The organism is Kitasatospora sp. HPM-01-4 (assembly GCF_051374625.1).
Lineage (GTDB): Bacteria > Actinomycetota > Actinomycetes > Streptomycetales > Streptomycetaceae > Kitasatospora.
This window is the reverse complement of record NZ_JBPQGP010000005.1, coordinates 8,321,597-8,341,024: the sequence shown is the minus strand read 5'-3', so window position 1 is coordinate 8,341,024 and position 19,428 is coordinate 8,321,597. Positions and strand designations below refer to the sequence as shown.

Here is a 19,428-nt window from a genome sequence, read left to right as displayed (position 1 = left end):
ACCTCGTCTGGTCTGTCCCCCGCCGGACCCGGTGCGCTGGGCGTGTTCCGTGCTCGCTTGCCGGGTCCGGTCGGGACGGAAGGGTGGTGGGGGCGGAGGTCCTGGCGGCCCGCCTCGGTGGTTCCCCGCGGGCCGCCAGGAGGTCAGAGGACCGGCGGGACGGCGGGCTGGGACTGGGTGGCGCAGTGGATGCCGCCACCACCGGAGGCGATGTTGTCGATGTTGATCTGGACGATGTCGCGGCCCGGGAACTCGGCCTGCAGGACGGCGTAGGCCGAGGCGTCGGCGTTGCCGTCGCCGAACTGGGGGACGAACACGGCCCCGTTCGCGACGTAGAAGTTGGTGTAGCTGGACAGGAAGTCCTTGCCACGCCCTCGGATCAGGGCGCGGTCCGGGCCGGGGAGTTCCACGACGGTCAGCGGGCGGCCCTGGGCGTCGGTCGCGTTCTGCAGGACCTGCTTGGCCTGCTGGTAGACGTCGATCCAGATCTGGTCCGTGCCGGGGCCGGGTCTGTCGAGGATGACCCGCCCGGCCGAGGTGAAGCGGGCCAGGCAGTCGATGTGGTCGTCCGTGATGTCCTGGCCGGCCAGGCCCGCGAGCCAGATGACCTTGTCCATCCCGAGCGTGCTCTTCAGGGCCTGCTCGACCTGGTCCTGGGTCATGCCCGGGTTGCGGTTGGGGTTGACCAGCGAGCTGACGGTGGCCAGCAGGGTGCCCTGGCCGTCCGTCTCCAGGGCACCGCCCTCGCCCACGAAGGGGGCCTGGACGCGGTCGACGCCGTACCCGGCGAGGAGGGCGGCCGCGACCGCGGCGTCCTCGGCGTAGGGCTGGTAGTAGGGGGTGCCGGTCTTGCCCCAACCGTTGAAGTTGGTGTCGACACCGGCGATGACGCCCGACGCGACCACGAAGGTCGGGCCGAAGTCGCGGATCCACAGGTCGTCGTTGGGGATCTCGACGACGGTGATGCCGCGGGAGCCGCCGGGGCCGCACCAGTACCGGGCGTCCGCGGCCTGGCCGGGGCGTGCGACCAGGACGACCGGCTCGTAGCGGGAGATCTCGTTCGCGACTCGCGCGATGTCGTCGCGGACCGCCGAGAGCCGTGTTCCCCAGATCGACGACAGGGCCGGCCAGGCCATGAAGGTGCGGTCATGCCGGTCGCTCTCGGCCGGCATCCGCGGTCTCGATGCGGCGACCGGCGCGGAGGCGGTCGCCGCCCGCGCGGCGGCCGGCAGGACCGATCCGAGGGCTATCAGCGGTAGGGCGGTCGCGCCGAGCCGGAGCAGACCGCGCCGTGAGGGTGTGGGGGTGGTGTTCATGAAGCGCTCCCTTGCAACGTGGGAGGTGGCTGGGTGCCCCGCATCCTTCACTGAACTGAATTTTCAGTCAAGTATTCGGGGCCACCAGGACCCCGCACCCCCGACTCGGCGCCGGGTTCACCTCCTCCGAGCCAGCCTTCGCGCGGTACACCGGCGCCGACCAGGCTGGACCCCTGCGTCACTCCGGTCGAAGCGAACTGAAATTGTGATCAGATCTAGCTCTGACCTGAGCGGATTACGGATAGAGTGGGCGACCATGCCAGACCGTCGGACAGGGATACTCAAGGCCGCGACCCGGGTGATCGCCCGACGCGGTGTGCGCGGGCTGCGGGTGGGCGAGCTGGCCGCCGAGGCCGGAGTGTCCACCTCGCTCATCTACTACCACTTCACCGATCGTGCGGGCATCCTGCGGCAGACGCTGGAGTTCATCAGTGACCGCGCCGACCGCTACACGGCCGAGGGGCAACCCGTCTCGAGCCGCGCCGTGGACCCCCGCGCCGACCTGGAGCAGGTCCTGCTCCTGGAGTTCCAGGACACCGCCGAGGTACGGGAAAACAGCACCGCCTGGGGCGAGTTGAGGGCTACCGCCGTCTTCGAGCCGGAGCTGCGCCAGGAGCTGGCGCGGGCCACCCACACCTGGGTGCACGACGTCGCCGAACTGCTCGCCCGCGCCGACCCCACCGGCACCGCCCCGGCGCACGCCGCGGCAGCCGAGCGGCTCACCGCCCTCGTCGAGGGCCTCAGCGTGCGCTGGCTGAGCGGCTCCCTGCCGGGTGAACACGCTCGCCACCTGCTCCGCGGCGCGATCGAGGCGGAGCTGGAGCACTGCCGGTCGACGACAGGGACGACCTACGGCGCCCACCGGCCCGGCAGGGCCGGATTCGGCCAGAACTGACAAAACCTCTAAACTCTGCGGCGCCGGCCGTGCCGTCCACACCGGCCACGCATTCCCACCGGTCGTACCGCTCGCGGCGAAGCCGTCGAATCGCGGTACGGCCGGGGCCGGGCCCGCCCGGCCCCGGCCTCCGTCCTGTCCGCCGAGAGAGGCAGCCCGCATGTCCGCTGACCGATCCCCCTTCACCCTGCTGCCGGTCTTCCAGGAACTGACCGCGGACGACCCGCGCGAGGTCGGCGGCTACCGGCTGTACGCACGGCTCGGCGCCGGCGGCATGGGCCGGGTGTACCTCTCGTACACCCCGGGCGGCCGGCCGGTGGCGCTCAAGGTGGTGCGGCCCGAGCTGGCCGAGGACCCCGAGTTCCGGGCCCGTTTCGCCCAGGAGGTGGCCAGTGCCCGGCGGATCCACGGGCTGTTCACCGCGCAGGTCGTCGACGCGGGCGTGGAGACCGCCACGCCCTGGCTGGCCACCACCTACGTGCCGGGCCCCTCTCTGCACCAGGTGGTGCAACGGTTCGGCCCACTGCCGGAACGGACGGTCCTGCTGCTGATCGCCGGCATCGCCGAGGCCCTGCAGGCGATCCACGCCACCGGGGTGGTCCACCGCGACCTCAAGCCCGGGAACGTCCTCATAGCCGCCGACGGCCCCCGGGTGATCGACTTCGGGATCGCCCGAGCGGCCGACGCCAGCGCGCTCACCGGCGCCGGGCTGCGCATCGGCTCGCCCGCCTACATGGCTCCCGAGCAGGCCATGGGCCGGGCCGCGACGCCCGCCACCGACGTCCATGCCCTCGGGGCCCTCGCCGTCCACGTCGCCGGCGGCATCCCGCCCTTCGGAAACGGACCGGACCCCGCGGCCCTCTACCGGACCGTCCACGAGGAGCCCGATCTCAGCCGGGTCCCGGAAGGCCTGCACGAGCTGCTCCTGCGCTGCCTCGCCAAGCAGCCCGAACACCGTCCGACCACCGCCGAGGTGATCGCCGCGGCCCGGAACCACCCGGCGGTGGGCGGGCACCTCAGGTTCGGTGAGGACTGGCTTCCGCACCCGCTCACCAGCCAGCTCACCCGGCACGCCGATCTCCCGCAGGAGCCGGCCGAGGCGCCCACCGCCCTCGTGCCCCGACCCGGCGGGGACACGGCCGAAACGGTGCTCGCGCCGTACCCGGACGCCACGCTCGCTTCGACGTACGCCCCGACGCTCACCGCCCTGTCCCCCGGCCCGGGCCTGCCGGCACCGCCGGCTTCCTCCTTCGCGGCACCGTCCGGATCCGCCACCTCCGCCGCACCGCGCCCTGGCACCGCGGACGGAGCCGGCCGCAGGCGCACCCTCGGACGGACCGCACTGACCGCCGCCGTCGCCCTGGCCATCGGCGCCGCCGGGATGGCGCTGGTGCTCGACGATCCGGCAGCGGTGGACGCGGCGCCCGCCGACGCCTCTGATTCCCCCTCGCCCGGCGCACCGACCGCTCCGCCCGCGCCCGGCGGCGCGCCGGCCTCCACCGCGCCGACTTCCACCGCACCGTCCGGCACCTCCCCCTCGGCCTCCGCGCCGACCGGCGGCTACAGCGCCGCCTACCGCGCCGTCGAACTCACCGCGGCGGACTCCGGCTACGAGTTCGACCTCGCCTCGGGCAAGGTGGTCCCGATCGACAGCGCGACCTGGTTCGTCGGCCGTACCGAGAACGGGTTCCTCCACCCGGAGGGCGCCGACACCTACCTCGGCCGGGACGCCGGGCTCGGTGTCGCCGAGTGCCTGGAGGGCCTGGCCACCCGCCCGGCAGCCGACCTCCGGTTCAGCGCGGTCGGACCGCGCGGCGCCTTCTGCCTCCGTTCCCCGGACGGCCGCAACCTCGCCGTCGTCCGGGTGCTGTCCACCGCGGACGCGGACGGGCCGGTCCGGGTCTCCGTGGACCACTACCACCGCAACGGCTGAACCGCGGCGAACGACTCGACTCGCTCCACTCGCAGCACAAGGGCCGTCGCCCTGACTCCGCAGCACGGAGGCAGAGCGACGGCCCTCGCCGTGATCGAAGCCCGCGGGCCCGCCGCATGGAACGGCTCTCGCCGTCAGCACACCCCGGGGCGCCGGGCGGAGTCACGCGCCGGTGCGGGCGCAGCGGGGCCGGCGACGGTCGGCCCCGCTGTCACTAGGACGGCCCGGCTATGGACGGCTCGGCCTTGGGCTGCCCGGCTTTGGGCGGCTCGGCCTTGGGCAGATCGGGCGGCGGGAACGCCGTTTCGCCGGCCGGAGGGCCGTTCTCACGCATCACCGCCGCCTCGGCCTTCAGGATGCGCATCGACTTCCCCAGGCCGCGCGCCATCTCGGGCAGCTTCCTGGAACCGAAGAGCAGCACAAGAACGGCCACCATCACCAGGACGTGCCAGGGCTCCAGACCATTGCGCAACACCTCTGCCTCACCGGCCTTTCGTCGTCGTTGCTGACGCTGCGCGCTCGGCAGGTCAGATCGTGTCGGGGTGGTTCGCGGACCTCACCGTAAAGCTTGACTGATTTTTCAGTCAATGCGACAGTTCAGGTCCGGCGATGCCGCGGTCGACCGCGCCCCGTCCGCCGACCGGCCCTGCGCGGACCGCTCCCCCGGAGCCCGTCCCCTCCGCCGAAGCCGATCCACCCTCAGCACCACCGGAGTTACACGTGCCCCTGACCCCGCGCGCACGCCGCGCGAAGCCGCACTCCCCCGCCGGAGCCGGTGTGACCGCGCTCGGCGACCGCCTGCGCCAGCGGCGGCGACCCGGCGGCCGCGCCCTCCGACATCTCGTACTCGCCGAGGCGAACGGCGCGACCGCCAAGAAGGTGAAGGAGGTCGAGATCAGCCTGCCGGCCCCGGACAAGATCGCCGGCTGCAGTGACGCCTTCGTCTCCCCCTACATGGACTTCTCCACGGGCCCGTATCCCAGCCCCACAACCACCGACCGGAGGGAACCGTGCAGCTGACCCCCACCGAACGCGACCGCCTGCTGATCTTCACCACGGCCGAACTCGCCCGAGCCCGCCGCGCCCGCGGCCTGCGGCTCAACGTCCCCGAGGCCACCGCGCTGATCTCCGACACCGTCTGCGAAGCGGCCCGGGACGGACTGCGGCTGGCCGAGGCCGTCGAGCGGGGTCGCTCCGCCCTCGGCCCCGACGACGTCCTGCCGGGAGTGCCGGACCTCGTCACCGAGATCCACGTCGAGGCGGTGTTCGACGACGGCACCCGACTGGCCGTGGTCGCCGACCCGTTCGGCGGCGGCAGCCTGGCCGAGGCCGCGCCGGGCGCCGTCATCCCCGACGGCCACACCGGCCCCGAGCGGGAACCGACGTGCACCCTGACCGTGCGCAACACCTCGGACGTACCGATCTCGGTCACCTCGCACTTCCACTTCTTCGAGGCCAACCCGCGTCTGGCCTTCGACCGTGAAGCCGCCTACGGCACCCACCTCGCCGTCCCGGCCGGCTCCTCGGTCCGCTTCGACCCCGGCGCCACCGTCGAGGTCAGCCTGGTGCCGATCGGCGGCGAGCGGGTCGCGATCGGCTTCGCGGGGCTCGTCGACGGCCCGCTGGACCTGCCCCGGGTCCGGCGGGAAGCGCTGCGCCGGGCGGCGGCGCAGGGCTACCTCGGGGCGGACAGCGGCAACGACGGACGGGAGACCAGAGCGTGAGCGACAGCATCTTCGAAGCCTCCGAGTACGCGGCCGTGCACGGCCCGCGGGCCGGGGACCGGGTCCGCCTCGGTGACAGCGGCCTGGTCGTCCGGGTCGAGTCCGACTCCCAGCAGCCTGGCGACGAGTTCCTGGTCGGCTTCGGCAAGACGGCCCGCGACGGACTGCACCTCAAGGCCGCCGCCGTCCGCGACACCTGCGACCTCGTCATCAGCAACGTGCTGGTCATCGACGCGATCCAGGGCATCCACAAGACCTCGATCGGCATCCGGGACGGCCGGATCGCCGCCATCGGCCGGGCCGGCAACCCCGACACCCTGGACGGCGTCGACGTGGTCGTCGGCACCGGGACGGCGATCGTCTCCGGCGAGGGGCTGATCGCCACCGCCGGCGCCATCGACACCCACGTCCACCTGATGTCCCCGCGCATCATGGAGGCCTCGCTCGCCTCCGGCGTCACCACGATCATCGGCCAGGAGTTCGGCCCGGCCTGGGGCGTCGGGGTCAACTCCCCCTGGGCACTGCGGCACGCCTTCAACGCCTTCGACGCCTGGCCCGTCAACATCGGCTTCCTGGGCCGCGGTTCGTCCTCCCACCCGGCCCCGCTCGTGGAAGCCCTGGCCGAGGGCGGCGCCTGCGGGTTCAAGGTGCACGAGGACATGGGCGCGCACACCCGCGCACTGGACACCGCGCTGTCCGTCGCCGAGGACTACGACGTCCAAGTCGCCCTGCACACCGACGGATTGAACGAGTGCCTGTCCGTCGAGGACACCCTCCGCGTCCTCGACGGACGGACCATCCACGCCTTCCACATCGAGGGCTGCGGCGGCGGACACGTCCCCAACGTCCTGAAGATGGCCGGTGTCCCCAACGTCATCGGCTCCTCCACCAACCCCACCCTCCCCTTCGGCCGTGACGCGGTCGCCGAGCACTACGGCATGATCGTCTCCGTCCACGCCCTCAAGGTCGACCTGCCCGGCGACGCCGCCATGGCCCGCGACCGCATCCGCGCCGGCACCATGGGCGCCGAGGACGTCCTCCACGACCTCGGCGCCATCGGCATCACCTCCTCCGACGCCCAGGGCATGGGCCGGGCCGGCGAGACCGTGCGCCGCACCTTCGCGATGGCCGGCAAGATGAAGGCCGAACGCGGCCCCATGGACGGCGACGGCCCGGGCGACGACAACGAACGCGTGCTGCGCTACATCGCCAAGCTCACCATCAACCCGGCCATCGCACACGGGCTCTCCCACGAGGTCGGCTCGATCGAGGTCGGCAAACTCGCCGACATCGTCCTGTGGCAGCCCGCCTCGTTCGGCGCCAAACCGCAGATGGTCCTCAAGGCCGGCTTCCCCGCCTACGGCGTGACCGGCGACCCGAACGCCGCCACCGAGACCTGTCAGCCGCTCGTCCTGGGCCCCCTGTTCGGCGCCCACGGCGCCACCCCCGCGGACCTGTCCGTCGCATTCGTCAGCGGCGCCGCCGCCGAGGCCGGCACCCGCACCCGCCCGTACGACACGATGACCACCCGGCGCCGCCGTGTCCCCGTCCGCCACACCCGCGGCATCGGCCCCACCGACCTGGTTCGCAACACCCGCCTCGGCGAGATCCTCGTCGACGCCGGCAGAGGCCTCGTCACCCTGGACGGCACTCCCCTGCACTCCGATCCCGCTCAGGACGTTCCACTGAACCGCCTCTACTTCCTCTGAGCCGGCGCTGCCCCGGCCCGCCCCGATCCGCCCGTCGGCCAGGCGCACGCGGGCCACTTGCCGACACGAGTGTCGGCAAGTGGCTATGATCCCGACAGGTGCGTCGCCAAAATGGTGCGGCGCCGGATTCCGTGGAGTTTCCATGTCCTACACCGTCATGAACCGGATCGACGTCGCCGCCGAGGGGGCCGACGCCTTCGAGAAGCGCTTCGCCGCGAGCATGACCGCCACCCTGCCCGGTGTGCCCGGCCTGGTGAAGTCGGCCCTGCTGCGCCCGCAGGCGGAGGGTCGACCCTACGTGGCCGTCATGGAGTTCACGGGCGAGGACGCGTTCCGGACCTGGATGTCCTCGGAATCCTTCAAGGCGGCCCACGGTCACTCGGCCGAGCAGCAGGACGCCGGCGCGGCGCACGTCGAGGCCTTCCACACCGTGGCCGAGGTCACCGCCTAAGACTCCTCCGCTCCGTCCGGCTGCGGTCGTCCTCGGCCGGACGACTCTGTCGGCCCTCACCGGCGCGGCGATACTAGGGGTCGGCCGTCCGCAGTCGTCACTATGCGGACGGCCGGCAGATCGACCGTCACGCGCAGGAGGACAGAGCCGACAATGCCGAAGATCAGCGCCGCCACAGTGGCCGAGCACCGCGCCCAGCAGCAAGCGGCTCTGATCGGGGCCGCCATCGACGTCCTCGTGGAGCAGGGGGCCGCCGCGGTCACTCCGGCGACCGTCGGTGCCCGGGCGGGGCTGGCCCGCTCCAGTGTCTACCAGTACTTCCCGTCGGGTGCCGCCATTCTCGCCAGCATCGTGGAGTCGTCGTTCGCCGACGCCGACCGGGCCGTCCGGCAGGCCCTCCACGGCCTGAACGACCCCGTCGAGCGCATCGCGGCCTACATCACGGCCGAGCTGCGCCTGGCCGAGCAGGGAGCCCACCGGCCCGCCAGTGCCCTCATGCGGGCGGACCTGCCACCGGAGTGCCAGGAGCGCGTGCGGGAACTGCACCACCAGCACGCGGCGCCGCTGCTCGCCGCGATCACGGACTGCGGCGCCCCGGATCCCCTCCTGACCGCACACCTGGTCGGCGGACTGCTCCAGGCCGCCGTGAACGTGGTGGACGCCGGTGGCGACCGGGCGGCCACCACCGAGCGCACCCTCTCACTCGTCCGCGCGGGCCTGGTCCCCACAACGACACGGCCATGAGCCCGGCCGACCGCCGGGAACGGGACAGGCCGGCACCGGCGGCACCCGGCAACCAGCACCCGCGATCAGCACGGGGACGCGTGGCAGAAGCCGCGTCGGGATGCGGAGGGCCGTACCGGCTCCTCGTGTGCTCGCAGGCGGACGGCGACGCCGAGTGCGACGATGAGGGGGATTCTGCCCGGCCGGCAGATGGCGGGAGGAGCGGACATGGAGATCAAGCCGCAGGCGGCCGTCATCCCCAAGGAGACCGACCAGCTCGAACAGGGGAAGTACGGCCCGATTTTCCCGAAGACACCCGCGTGTTACGGCTTCACGATCGTCGCGAAGGTCAAGCCGGGCCGGGCTGAGGCCATGCGGGAGTACGGCCACGCCCTGGCCGACGCACTGCGGAGTGATCCGTATCTTCTCGCGCCGCTGAAGCTGCACTACCTGCGCTGGGTGCTCTTCGACGACGACACGCGCTTCATGTACCAGGGAATCTTCGACACCGATTTCGACAAGTACACCGAGGACGCCGTCGCGCTGTTCAGCAAGGCGGGGGTGAGCACGGCTTTCGAGAACCTCGAGGGATTTCCCGAGGACTGGAAGACCAACCCGGAGGCGTTCGTCAGGTTCGTGCGTGAGCACCACTGCCCGAGCTTCATCGAGTACGGGGAGTACCCCTACGTCACGGCCGACGAGATCAAGAAGGCGCTTCGGATCAAGAACGCCCTGTCGGAGATGCTCGACCAGTTGCAGTGACAGCCTGCCGCCCGCGCCGAGCGCGGGCTGACGCGCCGTCGGCCCACAGCCGAGGGGAGGCGGAATGAACGAGGTCACCACCGCCCGCACCTACAACCAGAACCACATCACGCGCGCCCCCACGCCCGGCCGACGGCGGGTGAGCGTCTATGTCTCGTGGAGCTACCCGGCCGAGGCGGGCAGGAACCCGGCCGAGCTGGACAACCGGTTCTCCACGATGACCGAGGTCCGGCGGGTGGCCTGGCCCGCCTACGAGGACCCGAAGTGGTCCGACCCGCTGAGGTTCCAGCAGGGCATCGCGGGTTCACTGGAGTTGTTCTTCTGGGCCTGGGTACCGTTCCAGCAGTTCGTGCGGGAGACCACCGGGCACCCCGTCCCCGTGTACCAGCGCATCGACCAGGCCGGTTTCCGCACCCCGCTCGACGAGCGGGTACTGGCCGACACCGACACCCTGTTCGTGTTCGGGCTGGACCACACGGTCACCGGCCAGGAGGCGGAGCCCGGTGAGGTCGAGGCGCTGCGGGCGTTCCTCAGCCGGGAGGACGCCTGCCTGGTCCTCGGACCCCACCACGACGTGGGGGCATCGGACGACGTGGCGGTGCGGGACGTCGAGTACCACCATCACGGCGATCCACTGGTCCCCCGGCAGCAGCGCTTCGCCGGATACCTCCGGGGCGTGATGCACGGACTCGGTGTGCCGGTGGAGAACCGCTACGGGCTGCGGCCCGCCGTTCGGGAGCAGAACAGGATCGCCCCGTTCTCCGCGTTCAGGGACCTGGACGCCAAGGGCTGGCTGGAAGGAGTGACCAACTTCAACTTCCACCAGCACCTGCCGCACTACGCCGTGACGACGGACGAGCCGGACACCGTTCACGTCCTGGCCAGGCAGCCGATCGACACATCCAGGCCGCATCCGTTCACCGAAGCCGGCAACACCGCCTTCAACATGTTCCTGTGGATGCCCCCCGGAGGTGGGCGCGCCGGCGACATCCTTCTCGCCGACTCCACGATCTTCAGCTCCTTGTTCGGCGGCGATGAGAGCCTGCGCAATTTCTGGCGGAACCTGGTCACCAGGTAGCACCACGGCGAGCCGTCGGGCACCGCACGACGGCGAGGAGGTGATTTCCGTGGGCGGTGCGCGACCCGCGCTGGAGCTCGACGACATCCAGCGCGGAGTGCTCAGCTCCCGGCCGACCCCGTACGCGGCGGCCTACCTGGTGTTCCGCATCGACGACCGGGCGCACGGGCGGGAACTGATGCGGCGCGCGAGCACGGTGGTGACCTCGGCCGCCGCCCCGGTCAGCCCCTCGGGCGAGACATGGGTGAGTATCGCGGTCACCTTCCGCGGACTGGAAGTCCTCGGCGTGCCCAGCGCCTCGTTGGAGACGTTCGCGTGGGAGTTCCGGCAGGGGATGGCCGCACGCGCCAAAGCGCTGGGCGATGACGGCGAAAGCAGCCCCGAGCACTGGGAGGCGCCCCTGGGGACGCCGGACGTCCACGTGGTGCTCACGGCGGTCGCACCCGACGCGGCGCGGCTGGAGGCGGCCATCGACCGGGCCCGCCCTGCCTACGACCAGCTCACCGGAGTGACCGCGATCTGGCGGCAGGACTGCCACGCGCTGCCCACCGAGACCGAGCACTTCGGCTACCGCGACGGTGTCAGCCACCCGGCCGTCGAAGGCAGTGGCATCCCGGGGTCGAACCGGCTGGAGGCACCACTGAAGGCGGGCGAGTTCGTGCTCGGCTACCCGGACGAACTCGGCGGCACCCAGGCACCGCAGCCGCAACTGCTGGGACGCAACGGCAGCTACGCGGTCTTCCGCAAGCTCCACCAGGACGTCGCCGCGTTCCGCCGCTACCTGCGCCAGGCCGCCACCGGTCCACAGGACGAGGAACTGCTGGCCGCCAAGATCATGGGCCGCTGGCGCAGCGGAGCTCCGCTGGCACTCAGCCCGCAGCACGACGACCCCGCCCTCGGCGCCGACCCCGGCCGGCGCAACACCTTCCTGTACGCGCGCGAGGATCCAGCGGGGTTCACCACCCCTGGCGGCTGCCACATCCGCCGGGCCAACCCCCGGGACGCCTCGGTGGCGGGCGAGGTGCGCCTGCACCGCATGATCAGACGCGGCGCCGCCTACGGCCCGCCCCTGCCCGACGGAGTCCTGGAGGACGACGGGGTGGACCGGGGCCTGATGTTCGCCTTCGTCGGGGCCCATCCGGGCCGACAGTTCGAGTTCGTCCAGTCCCAGTGGATGAACGACGGCGTCTTCTTCGGCGCCGGCGACGCCAGAGACCCCGTCACCGGGGCCCACGACGGCAGCGGCGGCTTCACCGTTCCCCGGCGGCCGGTGCGCCGACGCCTGCCTCCGCTGCCGCGGTTCGTCGTCACCCGCGGCGGCGAGTACTGCTTCCTACCGGGCCTGCGCGCCCTGCGCTGGCTCGCCGACCCGCGCGACTGACCGCGCGACGAGGGCGCGCCCCGGCATCGCCCCGAGGCGCCCCACCGCCCCGAGGGGATCGCCTCATGGAGACACTGCATCTGCTGTTCAACGCCATCACGGTGATCTTCATCGCGGCCACCATGTTCGCCGCCGGCCTCGCAACCACCGTGGAGGCCCTGCGAAGCGTCGTCACCGACATCCGCCTGCTCGCGCTGGCCCTGCTCGCCAACCTGGCGGTCATCCCGCTGCTGGGCTGGGGCATCGGCGCGCTGTTCGGCCTGCCCGCCGCGGGGTTCATCGCCCTCGTCCTGACCGCTTCCTCACCGGGCGGACCCTTCGGGGTGAAGCTGGCCATGGTGCAGAGCGGCGACGTCGCCGCCGGCGCGGCCATGCAGGTGCTACTCGCCACCATCGGCAGCCTCACCTTCGCCCCCACCGCCAACGGCATCCTCAGCGCCGCCGACGTCGGCCAGGAAGTCTCCCTCGACATCACGGCACTGGTGGGAACCGTGGCCCTGCTTCAGCTCCTCCCCTTCGCGGTCGGTCTGCTGCTGCGCCGCTACGCGGCACCCACCGCACGGGCATGGCACCCCGCAGCGGCCGCGGTCTCGAACGTGACCTTCCTGGTGGTGCTGGCGGGCATGCTTCTCGGCAACTGGCGTGACGTCCTCTCCCTGTTCGGCTCGCTCACCCTGCTGGCCGGGCTCGTCCTCGCGGCCGCCGCCTTCACCACCGGTACCCTGCTCTCCGCCGGACCGCCGGTGCGCCGCACCACCATGGGAGGCGTCGCCGCCGTACGCAACGCCGGGCCCGCGCTCGCCGCGATCGGCATCGCCTTCGCCGACCAGCCCGCCATCCTCGGCGCACTCGCCGCAGTCCTGCTCAGCGGCCTGGCAGCGGCCCTCCCCATCGCCGCGGTACTCAACAGCCGCAGGAACCAGGGGCAGGACTGAGCGCCGTTCACAGGGATCCCGGTCGAGGGAGAACGGCTGTGGCCTGCCGGGTCCACGGGAGCCACCGCACCCGGGGACCCGGCGTCAGGCCCGCACCCTCACACGGGCCCGGCTCAGACCGCCCGGCGATAGGGAGCGTGGGTGAAGAAGGGGGTCCCCCCGGCCGAAGGCTGGGGGAGGGGCGAGAGCCGAGTCTGGGCGTGCAGCGTGAGGAGAGCGCAGCGGCGCTGCGCGCGACGAGGGATGTGCGTCCGAGGGCCCCTCCTGCCCGATGGCGGGCAAGGAGGGAGAGAGCTATCGGCACGCGACGCCGCGGGCCCTATCGCCGGTCGGTCTTAGGTGATGGACCACTGCTGCAGCGGCGAGCCGGTGTCCGGCTGCTGCGTCACCGGGGCGCCGTCGGAGGCCGAGGCGGTGGTGAGCAGGAGTCCGCTCCTGGCCGAGCTGACGGTGTACGACCCGTTGGCCGACTGCTTGACCTTCCAGCGCTGGTTGGCGGCACCGCTGCAGGGCCACTGGATCACCGCGGCTCCGGCGTCGGTGGAGCCGCCGCTGACGTCGGCGCACATCTGCGAGGTGCCGTTGACGAGTTCGTACGAGCCGTCGGTCTGCTGGACGAACTGCCACTGCTGGTTGCTGCCGCCGTTCGCGCTCCAGGTGATGAGCCGGTTGCCGGCGGTGGTGCTGTGGTTGGCGTCGTCAAGAGCCTTGCCGCCCGTGGTCAGCACATGGGTCCCGCTGAGAGCGGGGTTGACGGTCCAGGTGAAGGAGACCGAGGCACGGGCGGTGCCGGACGAGGCGGTGACGGTGACGTTCGAGACTCCGGCGCCGGTCTGAGTCCCGGAGATCAGGCCCGACGAGCCGATGGAGAGTCCGGCGGGCAGGCCGGTCGCCGAGAAGGTCAGCGGCTTGCCGGTGTTGTCGGTCGCGGTCAGCTGCACCGAGGCGGCCCTGCCGACGGTGCCGGACTGGTCGCCGGGGCTGGTGACCACGATCGTCTCGGGAGCCTTCCCGGTCGGGGTGAACGCGAGGGTCTGCTCGGCGGCGGTGCGCCCGCCGCCGACCGGGTCGCCGCTGGTGTCGGTCCAGGAGCGGGCGGGTGTGGTCTCGGTGCGCCGGCCCGAGTCGCCGGACATGCCGATGAGCAGGCCGCTGTAGCGGTTGACCAGCTGGTACCCGCCCTTCTCGGCAGTGCTGGGGAGGATGAACCACTGCTGGCCGACAGTGGCGTTCCCGCCGGCGGCGACGGTGACGGTCAGGCCGGCGCCCCAGGCCCGGCCGGCCGCCGAGCCGGAGTCGACGCCGAGCAGCCGTCCGGTTCCGGCGTTGACGATCCGGTACGATCCGTCGCCGTCGGACAGGAAGCTCCAGGACTCCAGTGCGGAGCGGGTGGGCTTCGCCGACGAGGTGGTGGCGGAGCTGCCGGTGGCCTGGGCGAGGACGCGACCGTCGGCGTTCCGGATCCGGTACGTCTTCGTCAGGTCGACCGGCGGGGTGGCCGGCTTGGACGAGCCGATGGTGATGTCGGCGTACTCGCCGTCCGACGTGGCGCAGGCGATGGCGCAGTACGAGCGGAAGGTCTTCCCGATGATCGTGGAGTTGGTCCGGTTGGCGCTGTCGATCATCCAGCGGTACCAGGAGCCGGAGGTGTAGCCGCCGCTGTCGCCGATCAGGGTCCACTTCTGGGTGGCGAGATCCTTGGTGGCGTAGAACTGCTGCGGTTTGGTGCCGGACACCACCTCGGGTTCGCCGATGTAGAGGCCGAGGTAGGCGTCATAGGAGATGTTCATGATGAACAGCTGTGACTTGGACGGGAGTTGACCGGCGGCGACCTGCTGGTCGACGGTGCCGGTGTTGGACGGTCTGTAGTCCTCGGCGGGCGGGGTGTACCCGGTCGGCGTGCTGGGGGTGACCGGCACCATGTTGCTCTCCAGGCCGCCCTCGCCGGGCTGCGACCAGGTGCCGTCGTACCACTTCTGCCACGAACCGGCCGCCATCTTCGCGGAGATGGGGGCGCGTGCGACGTGTGCCAGGCCGCCGTTGCCGCCGCCCACACCGCCCTTCGGGATGATCCGCGAGCCGTAGTAGACGTAGAAGTAGCCCGAGGCGGTGTCGACGAACAGCCGGGGGTCACCGTCGCCGTAGTCGTAGGTCTGGTTGGGGAAGGCGGAGTCGTCCCCTCGGGTGGTGCTGTAGGGGGAGGTGATCGCGTGGCCCTTGATGGACCAGGTCTTCCCCTGGTCGGTGGAGACGGCGTAGTCGATCGCGTCGTAGTGCAGGCCGTCGCCGAAGGGCTGGGGGGTGAACTCGTTGTGCACCAGCCCGTACCAGTTCCCGGTGTCGGGGTCGGCCCAGACACCGACCAGGTCGCAGTAGTTGCGCTGGGAGTAGCCCGAGCCCTGCGGCGCGTTGCTGGACCGCAGGCCGGTGGGGCTGTTGTCGCACCGCCAGGTGGTGTCGTCGTTCCGGTCGTTCGGGTTGGCGGGGTTGACCGCGTCGCTGATCGCGGCCGACCTGGTGGCGCTGTCGAAGTCCGTGCCGGTGTAGAAGTCCCACTGCCGGGAGTCGGCCGCGCCGTACAGCGAGTGCGACTGCTGGAAGTAGAACGTGCCGTCCTTGTCGGTGTAGACACTGGCCGGCGTGTCGTCCGGGTACGCGTAGGTGCCGGTCGTCCCGACGGAGATCGTGTACGTGGCGGCGGACGGCCTGGCGGACGCCGGGGCGGCTGCCAGCGTGCCGGTGCCGATGGTGGCCAGCGCTGCGGCCGTCAACGCGCTGACGAGCCTTCTTCGAGGAGCTGACACTGGTACTCCTTTTCCGTGGAGGGGTGCGCCCTTGCACCCCTCGGTCTGGGGGGATGCGGAGCTGGAGAGTGGTCTGTGGTGCCCTCGCGGGGGGAAGGGCTGCCGGTTCAGCCGTCCGCCATGCGGAAGTCGTACTGCGGTGGTACCGGTCGGGCGGGGTGGACGGCGAGCCAGAGCGTGTCCAGCGAGACCTCACCCTCGCGCATGTTGTCGACCTGGATGCCTTCGGTCAGCAGGCGCCTGACGCGGTCGTCGTCGCCCGAGGTGTGTGCCGCGTTCGCCTCGGCCAGCCTGATCCTTCCGTGCTCCCGCTGGACCGGGGGCAGCTCCTCGATCAGCGCGAGGGCCTGGGCGGGGCGCTCGGCCCGCAGTAGGGCCTCCAGCGTCTCGATCGTCAACTCCAGCAGGTCATCGCCGAGTTGATGAGCCGAAACCATGAGGTCTGCGGCCTCCTGCCGGTCCGGGGCGAGGAACGCCAGCGCCCGGAGCGCCCACGGCGAGATCTGCGCGGCGATCGAGCGTTCGAACGCCTCGCGGGCGGCTACTCGCTCCCCGTCGGCCAGCCGCAGCAGCCCGAGGTGGTAGAGCGCGTGCCAGTCCCCGGCGCTGTCCTCCAGCAGGGCCCGCCAGTGCGCCCCCGTGACCGGTTCGGCCGGTGGGTCGCACACCGGGAGTGCGCCGGTCCCGAGGAGCTGCCGCCAGGGTTCCTGGACCGCGGCGGGCTTTCCGAAGGGCAGCAGGGGAGAGGCGGCCAGCGCGCCTGCCTCGATCTCCAGGGCGGCCCAGCCGCAGCCCTGCACCAGCAGCTCCTCGGGCTCGCCGAACTCGGCGGCCAGCGCGTCGGCCAGCTCCAGTTCCACCGGCGGGACCATCGCGTCCAGCGCCTCGCCGGCAGCCGATCGGGCGGTCCCCCAACTCCCGTGTACGGACTCGGGATCGGCCCGCAGCAGGCCGTACGCCTCGGTCCACGACCAGGTTGCGCCGGCCGGTAGCGGCAGGTGCTCCAACTGGGTGCGGGCCAGGCCGGCCTGGATCTCCAGATAGGCGGAGTCCGGGCCGGAGAGCCACTCCTGCCAGTGCCTCCCACCGGTGGCGGTGCCCCAGCAGAACAGCTTGCGACCGCGCAGCCGCCCGGTGGAGGTCTGGACCAGTCCGGAGCCGGTCTCGTCCAGTGCGGCGATCCAGCGGCGTTCGCCGTCGGGGATGTCGAGGAAGTAGTCGGCGGCGCGCAGGACCCGGCCGGGGTAGCTGCGATCGGCCCCCTCGACCCGCGGGAACGGGACGCGCCGCAGGTCGCTGACGTAGTCGCAGTGGAAGGCGTGGTCCGCCGGGCCGAGGACGCGGACACCCGGGTGCTCGGGCACGGCGATGTTGGACCACCAGTACACCGGGGTCTCGGTGGGGGAAGGATTGTGCACGGCGATGTGGACGTAGAGCACCGGGGAGCCGACGGGCAGCCAGGTGTCCATCCGCAGGACCAGGCGCCGCAGCCGTTCGAAGGCGTACATGCGCAGTACCGGGGTGCCGTCCGGAGCGGCCAGGCGCGCGGCGTGCAGCGGTTCGCAGGTCAGCGGCCAGTGCCCGGTGGTGCCGAGGTTCCACTCCACACCGCCGGCCAGCCAGGCGTCGCGCAGCGCGAGGTTGGCCGGCTGGAAGATCCGGTTGCGGTGCAGGAGTTCCCGCCCGCTGGGGCGGTGGACCAGGGACCACAGCCGCCCGCCGAGGGAGGGCAGGAAGGTCGCGGTGAGGATCTCGTTCTCCAGCACCACGCAGGCCAGTTCACGCTCCGCGCGGACGCGGTCGTAGCCGCCCTGCCTGGTGTACGGTAGCAGTGTGTGCGGCGCCCCGTAGGCCAGGTTGCGGCGCATCTCGGCGTCGACCCCGACGCCCGCGCCGGTCTGCCGGGGAATGCCGTGCAGGATCGGCAGGGTGCCGCCGAGCGGATCGGGGGTGCTCTCGATCCGGAGTACGTCCGTGCGGAGCGTCGAGGTCATGTGCCGATCCCAACCGTCATGCCCTGGATGATCCGCGTGCCCGTCCAGGAGAAGAGCGCGATCATCGGGGCGAGGAAGAGCGGCACCACCAGGACCTGGCCGGGCACACCGAGGCCCATGAGGCGACGCGGGTGGACCGGCCCCGAAGACGGTCCGTCCGGGGCGGGTGCCGGATCGCCGTCGCCACGATCAGCCGTGACGGCTTCGACGACGCGGCCGGCGGACATGGTCGATCTACCCATGGGTGTTTCCTCTCCAAGGCGCGAGAAGCCGCACGGACGTGCCGTCAGCGGCGGTCCCAACCCGGGGCCGTGGCTAACTGGTTGGGAACCCTAGGGGCCGGTTGACCGGTAAATCAAGAGGCACGTCGGAACTCCTAGGATGTGACTGCGGAATCGCGCCGCCTGCCCTCGCTGTGGGCTTGAACATGGCTGTTGTGCCGGGATGTAACGGTCTTGACGGCGCTCGGTGCCGTGACTACGTTCCGGTTGACCCCAGTTGACCGGTAAAGATGAAGGATCCATCCATGGTGACGATGCAGGACGTGGCCGAGCGTGCCGGAGTCACGAAGCAGACCGTCTCCAACGTCATCAGGGGCCGGGGGGCCGTCAGCCCGGCGACCGCGGCGCGGGTACGCGCCGCGGTCGAGGAACTGGGCTACACCCCCAACCTGGTGGCCCGGTCCCTGGCCACCGGCGCCACGAAGACGGTGGGCCTGTTCGTCCCCACCGTGGCGGGCGCCTTCTACGCCGACATCGTCGAGGAGGTCGAGGACGTCCTGGACGAGAACGGCTACCACCTGCTGCTGTGCACCACCCGCCTCGACGGTGGACGCGCCAAGCGGCACCTGGCCGGTCTGACCAGCCGCTCTGTGGACGCACTGCTGATCGCCGGCGACCGGGACCTGATCGACCACCTTCCGCTGCTGGCCGAGGCCCGTTTCCCGGTCGCCCTGTGCGCCTGGGAGACCGAGGCCCCGGACCGGTTCGCCGTGGTCACCATCGACTACGAGCGCGCCGGCTACCTCGCCGGACGCCACCTGCGCGAGCTCGGACACCAGCGCGTCGCCGTCCTCGCCAGCCCCGACCACACCCCGCGCGTGGCTGGATTCCGGCGCGCCTTCGCCGCGGACGGCCTGACCGTCCCCGACGGCGCCGTCCACATGGCGCCCGAGCCCACACTCGCGGGCGGCTTCACTGCGGCGAACGCGGCACTCGCGGCCGACCCGGGTACCACCGCGCTCTTCGCCACCCACGACATCCTCGCCCTCGGCGCCCTGGAGGCGGCCCGGGCCACGGGGCGCTCCGTCCCGCAGGACCTCTCGATCGTCGGCCACGACGACAACCCCGACGTCAGGCTCGCCCGCCCGGCGCTCACCAGCGTGGCCATCCCCAAGCGGGAGATGGCCCGGGAGGCGATCGAGCTGCTGCTGCGCGCCCTCGCCAGGTCGGGCGCCCCGGCCAACTCGCTTCAACTGCTGCGCCCCGAGCTGGTCGTCCGGGACAGCACCGGCCCGGTCGGCGGCACGCCGGCCGTCGGACCGTGATCCACCGGGTGCGAGCTTCCAACTCCCCGAAAAGACAGCCGACTTGTCGACGACCCCCGTCGCCGGTCGTGCACACGACCCGACCCCAGAGCCTCGACCTTCTGCTTCCCCCCGGCACACCGGAACCCGCGGTGACCGATCCGACCGGCCGGGTCGTCGCGGTACCGGCCTCCCCCA

The 19,428-nt window shown here is 71.9% G+C and carries 17 protein-coding genes; 12 read left to right on the top strand and 5 right to left on the bottom strand.

What is annotated here, in order from left to right:
- Nucleotides 1-143: 143 nt before the first annotated feature.
- Nucleotides 144-1,316: an agmatine deiminase family protein gene (locus ACSMTC_RS36210; RefSeq protein ID WP_436563975.1), complete on the bottom strand. Its 1,173-nt coding sequence runs from the start codon at nt 1,314-1,316 to the stop codon at nt 144-146.
- A 256-nt stretch (nt 1,317-1,572) separates the two neighbouring features.
- Between ACSMTC_RS36210 and ACSMTC_RS36205 the strand changes: the two genes are divergently transcribed.
- Together ACSMTC_RS36205 and ACSMTC_RS36200 are read left to right on the top strand one after the other, a co-directional pair.
- Nucleotides 1,573-2,211: a TetR/AcrR family transcriptional regulator gene (locus tag ACSMTC_RS36205; protein WP_436563974.1), complete on the top strand. Its 639-nt coding sequence runs from the start codon at nt 1,573-1,575 to the stop codon at nt 2,209-2,211.
- A gap of 160 nt (nt 2,212-2,371) precedes the next feature.
- Nucleotides 2,372-4,144, top strand: a complete 1,773-nt coding sequence (locus ACSMTC_RS36200) for a serine/threonine-protein kinase (protein ID WP_436563973.1) — start codon at nt 2,372-2,374, stop codon at nt 4,142-4,144.
- A 214-nt stretch (nt 4,145-4,358) separates the two neighbouring features.
- Here ACSMTC_RS36200 and tatA read toward each other — a convergent pair whose 3' ends face one another.
- Entirely contained in the window at nt 4,359-4,619 is a 261-nt protein-coding gene (gene tatA / locus ACSMTC_RS36195; RefSeq protein WP_436563972.1) for a Sec-independent protein translocase subunit TatA, read from the bottom strand.
- 245 nt (nt 4,620-4,864) lie between these two features.
- Here tatA and ACSMTC_RS36190 point away from each other — a divergent pair, with 245 nt between their 5' ends.
- The 9 genes from ACSMTC_RS36190 to ACSMTC_RS36150 all read left to right on the top strand — a co-directional run bounded on the left by ACSMTC_RS36190 (nt 4,865) and on the right by ACSMTC_RS36150 (nt 12,907).
- A complete protein-coding gene (locus tag ACSMTC_RS36190) occupies nt 4,865-5,164 on the top strand; it encodes a hypothetical protein (RefSeq protein ID WP_436563971.1) in 300 nt (99 codons plus the stop codon).
- On the top strand, nt 5,155-5,868 hold the full coding sequence (gene ureA / locus ACSMTC_RS36185; RefSeq protein WP_436563970.1) for an urease subunit gamma: 714 nt from the start codon (nt 5,155-5,157) through the stop codon (nt 5,866-5,868). The genes ACSMTC_RS36190 and ureA overlap by 10 nt, the downstream gene beginning before the upstream one ends.
- Nucleotides 5,865-7,577 (top strand): urease subunit alpha, encoded by a 1,713-nt coding sequence (locus ACSMTC_RS36180; RefSeq protein WP_436563969.1) that lies wholly within the window; start codon nt 5,865-5,867, stop codon nt 7,575-7,577. Before ureA ends, ACSMTC_RS36180 begins: the two co-directional genes overlap by 4 nt.
- A gap of 142 nt (nt 7,578-7,719) precedes the next feature.
- Nucleotides 7,720-8,028 (top strand): antibiotic biosynthesis monooxygenase family protein, encoded by a 309-nt coding sequence (locus tag ACSMTC_RS36175; protein ID WP_436563968.1) that lies wholly within the window; start codon nt 7,720-7,722, stop codon nt 8,026-8,028.
- Between the two features lie 153 nt (nt 8,029-8,181).
- The gene (locus tag ACSMTC_RS36170; protein WP_436563967.1) at nt 8,182-8,772 is read left to right on the top strand and encodes a TetR/AcrR family transcriptional regulator; all 591 of its coding nucleotides are present in this window, start codon (nt 8,182-8,184) and stop codon (nt 8,770-8,772) included.
- Nucleotides 8,773-8,979: 207 nt separating this feature from the next.
- Nucleotides 8,980-9,513 carry a hypothetical protein gene (locus ACSMTC_RS36165; RefSeq protein ID WP_436563966.1) on the top strand — a complete coding sequence of 178 codons (534 nt, stop codon included), beginning with the start codon at nt 8,980-8,982 and terminating at the stop codon, nt 9,511-9,513.
- Nucleotides 9,514-9,577: 64 nt separating this feature from the next.
- Nucleotides 9,578-10,591, top strand: coding sequence for a hypothetical protein (locus ACSMTC_RS36160; protein ID WP_436563965.1), 1,014 nt, complete (start codon nt 9,578-9,580; stop codon nt 10,589-10,591).
- A 49-nt stretch (nt 10,592-10,640) separates the two neighbouring features.
- Nucleotides 10,641-11,972, top strand: a complete 1,332-nt coding sequence (locus tag ACSMTC_RS36155; protein WP_436563964.1) for a Dyp-type peroxidase — start codon at nt 10,641-10,643, stop codon at nt 11,970-11,972.
- Between the two features lie 65 nt (nt 11,973-12,037).
- Nucleotides 12,038-12,907, top strand: a complete 870-nt coding sequence (locus ACSMTC_RS36150; protein WP_436563963.1) for a hypothetical protein — start codon at nt 12,038-12,040, stop codon at nt 12,905-12,907.
- A 335-nt stretch (nt 12,908-13,242) separates the two neighbouring features.
- On the opposite strand, the gene ACSMTC_RS36145 is transcribed toward ACSMTC_RS36150, so the two are convergent.
- The 3 genes from ACSMTC_RS36145 to ACSMTC_RS36135 all read right to left on the bottom strand — a co-directional run bounded on the left by ACSMTC_RS36145 (nt 13,243) and on the right by ACSMTC_RS36135 (nt 17,947).
- Nucleotides 13,243-15,711 carry an RICIN domain-containing protein gene (locus tag ACSMTC_RS36145; protein WP_436563962.1) on the bottom strand — a complete coding sequence of 823 codons (2,469 nt, stop codon included), beginning with the start codon at nt 15,709-15,711 and terminating at the stop codon, nt 13,243-13,245.
- A gap of 107 nt (nt 15,712-15,818) precedes the next feature.
- Entirely contained in the window at nt 15,819-17,705 is a 1,887-nt protein-coding gene (locus ACSMTC_RS36140; protein WP_436563961.1) for a DUF5107 domain-containing protein, read from the bottom strand.
- A complete protein-coding gene (locus ACSMTC_RS36135) occupies nt 17,702-17,947 on the bottom strand; it encodes a hypothetical protein (RefSeq protein WP_436563960.1) in 246 nt (81 codons plus the stop codon). The genes ACSMTC_RS36140 and ACSMTC_RS36135 overlap by 4 nt, the downstream gene beginning before the upstream one ends.
- A 284-nt stretch (nt 17,948-18,231) precedes the next feature.
- Here ACSMTC_RS36135 and ACSMTC_RS36130 point away from each other — a divergent pair, with 284 nt between their 5' ends.
- The gene (locus tag ACSMTC_RS36130) at nt 18,232-19,251 is read left to right on the top strand and encodes a LacI family DNA-binding transcriptional regulator (protein WP_436563959.1); all 1,020 of its coding nucleotides are present in this window, start codon (nt 18,232-18,234) and stop codon (nt 19,249-19,251) included.
- Nucleotides 19,252-19,428: the final 177 nt, after the last annotated feature.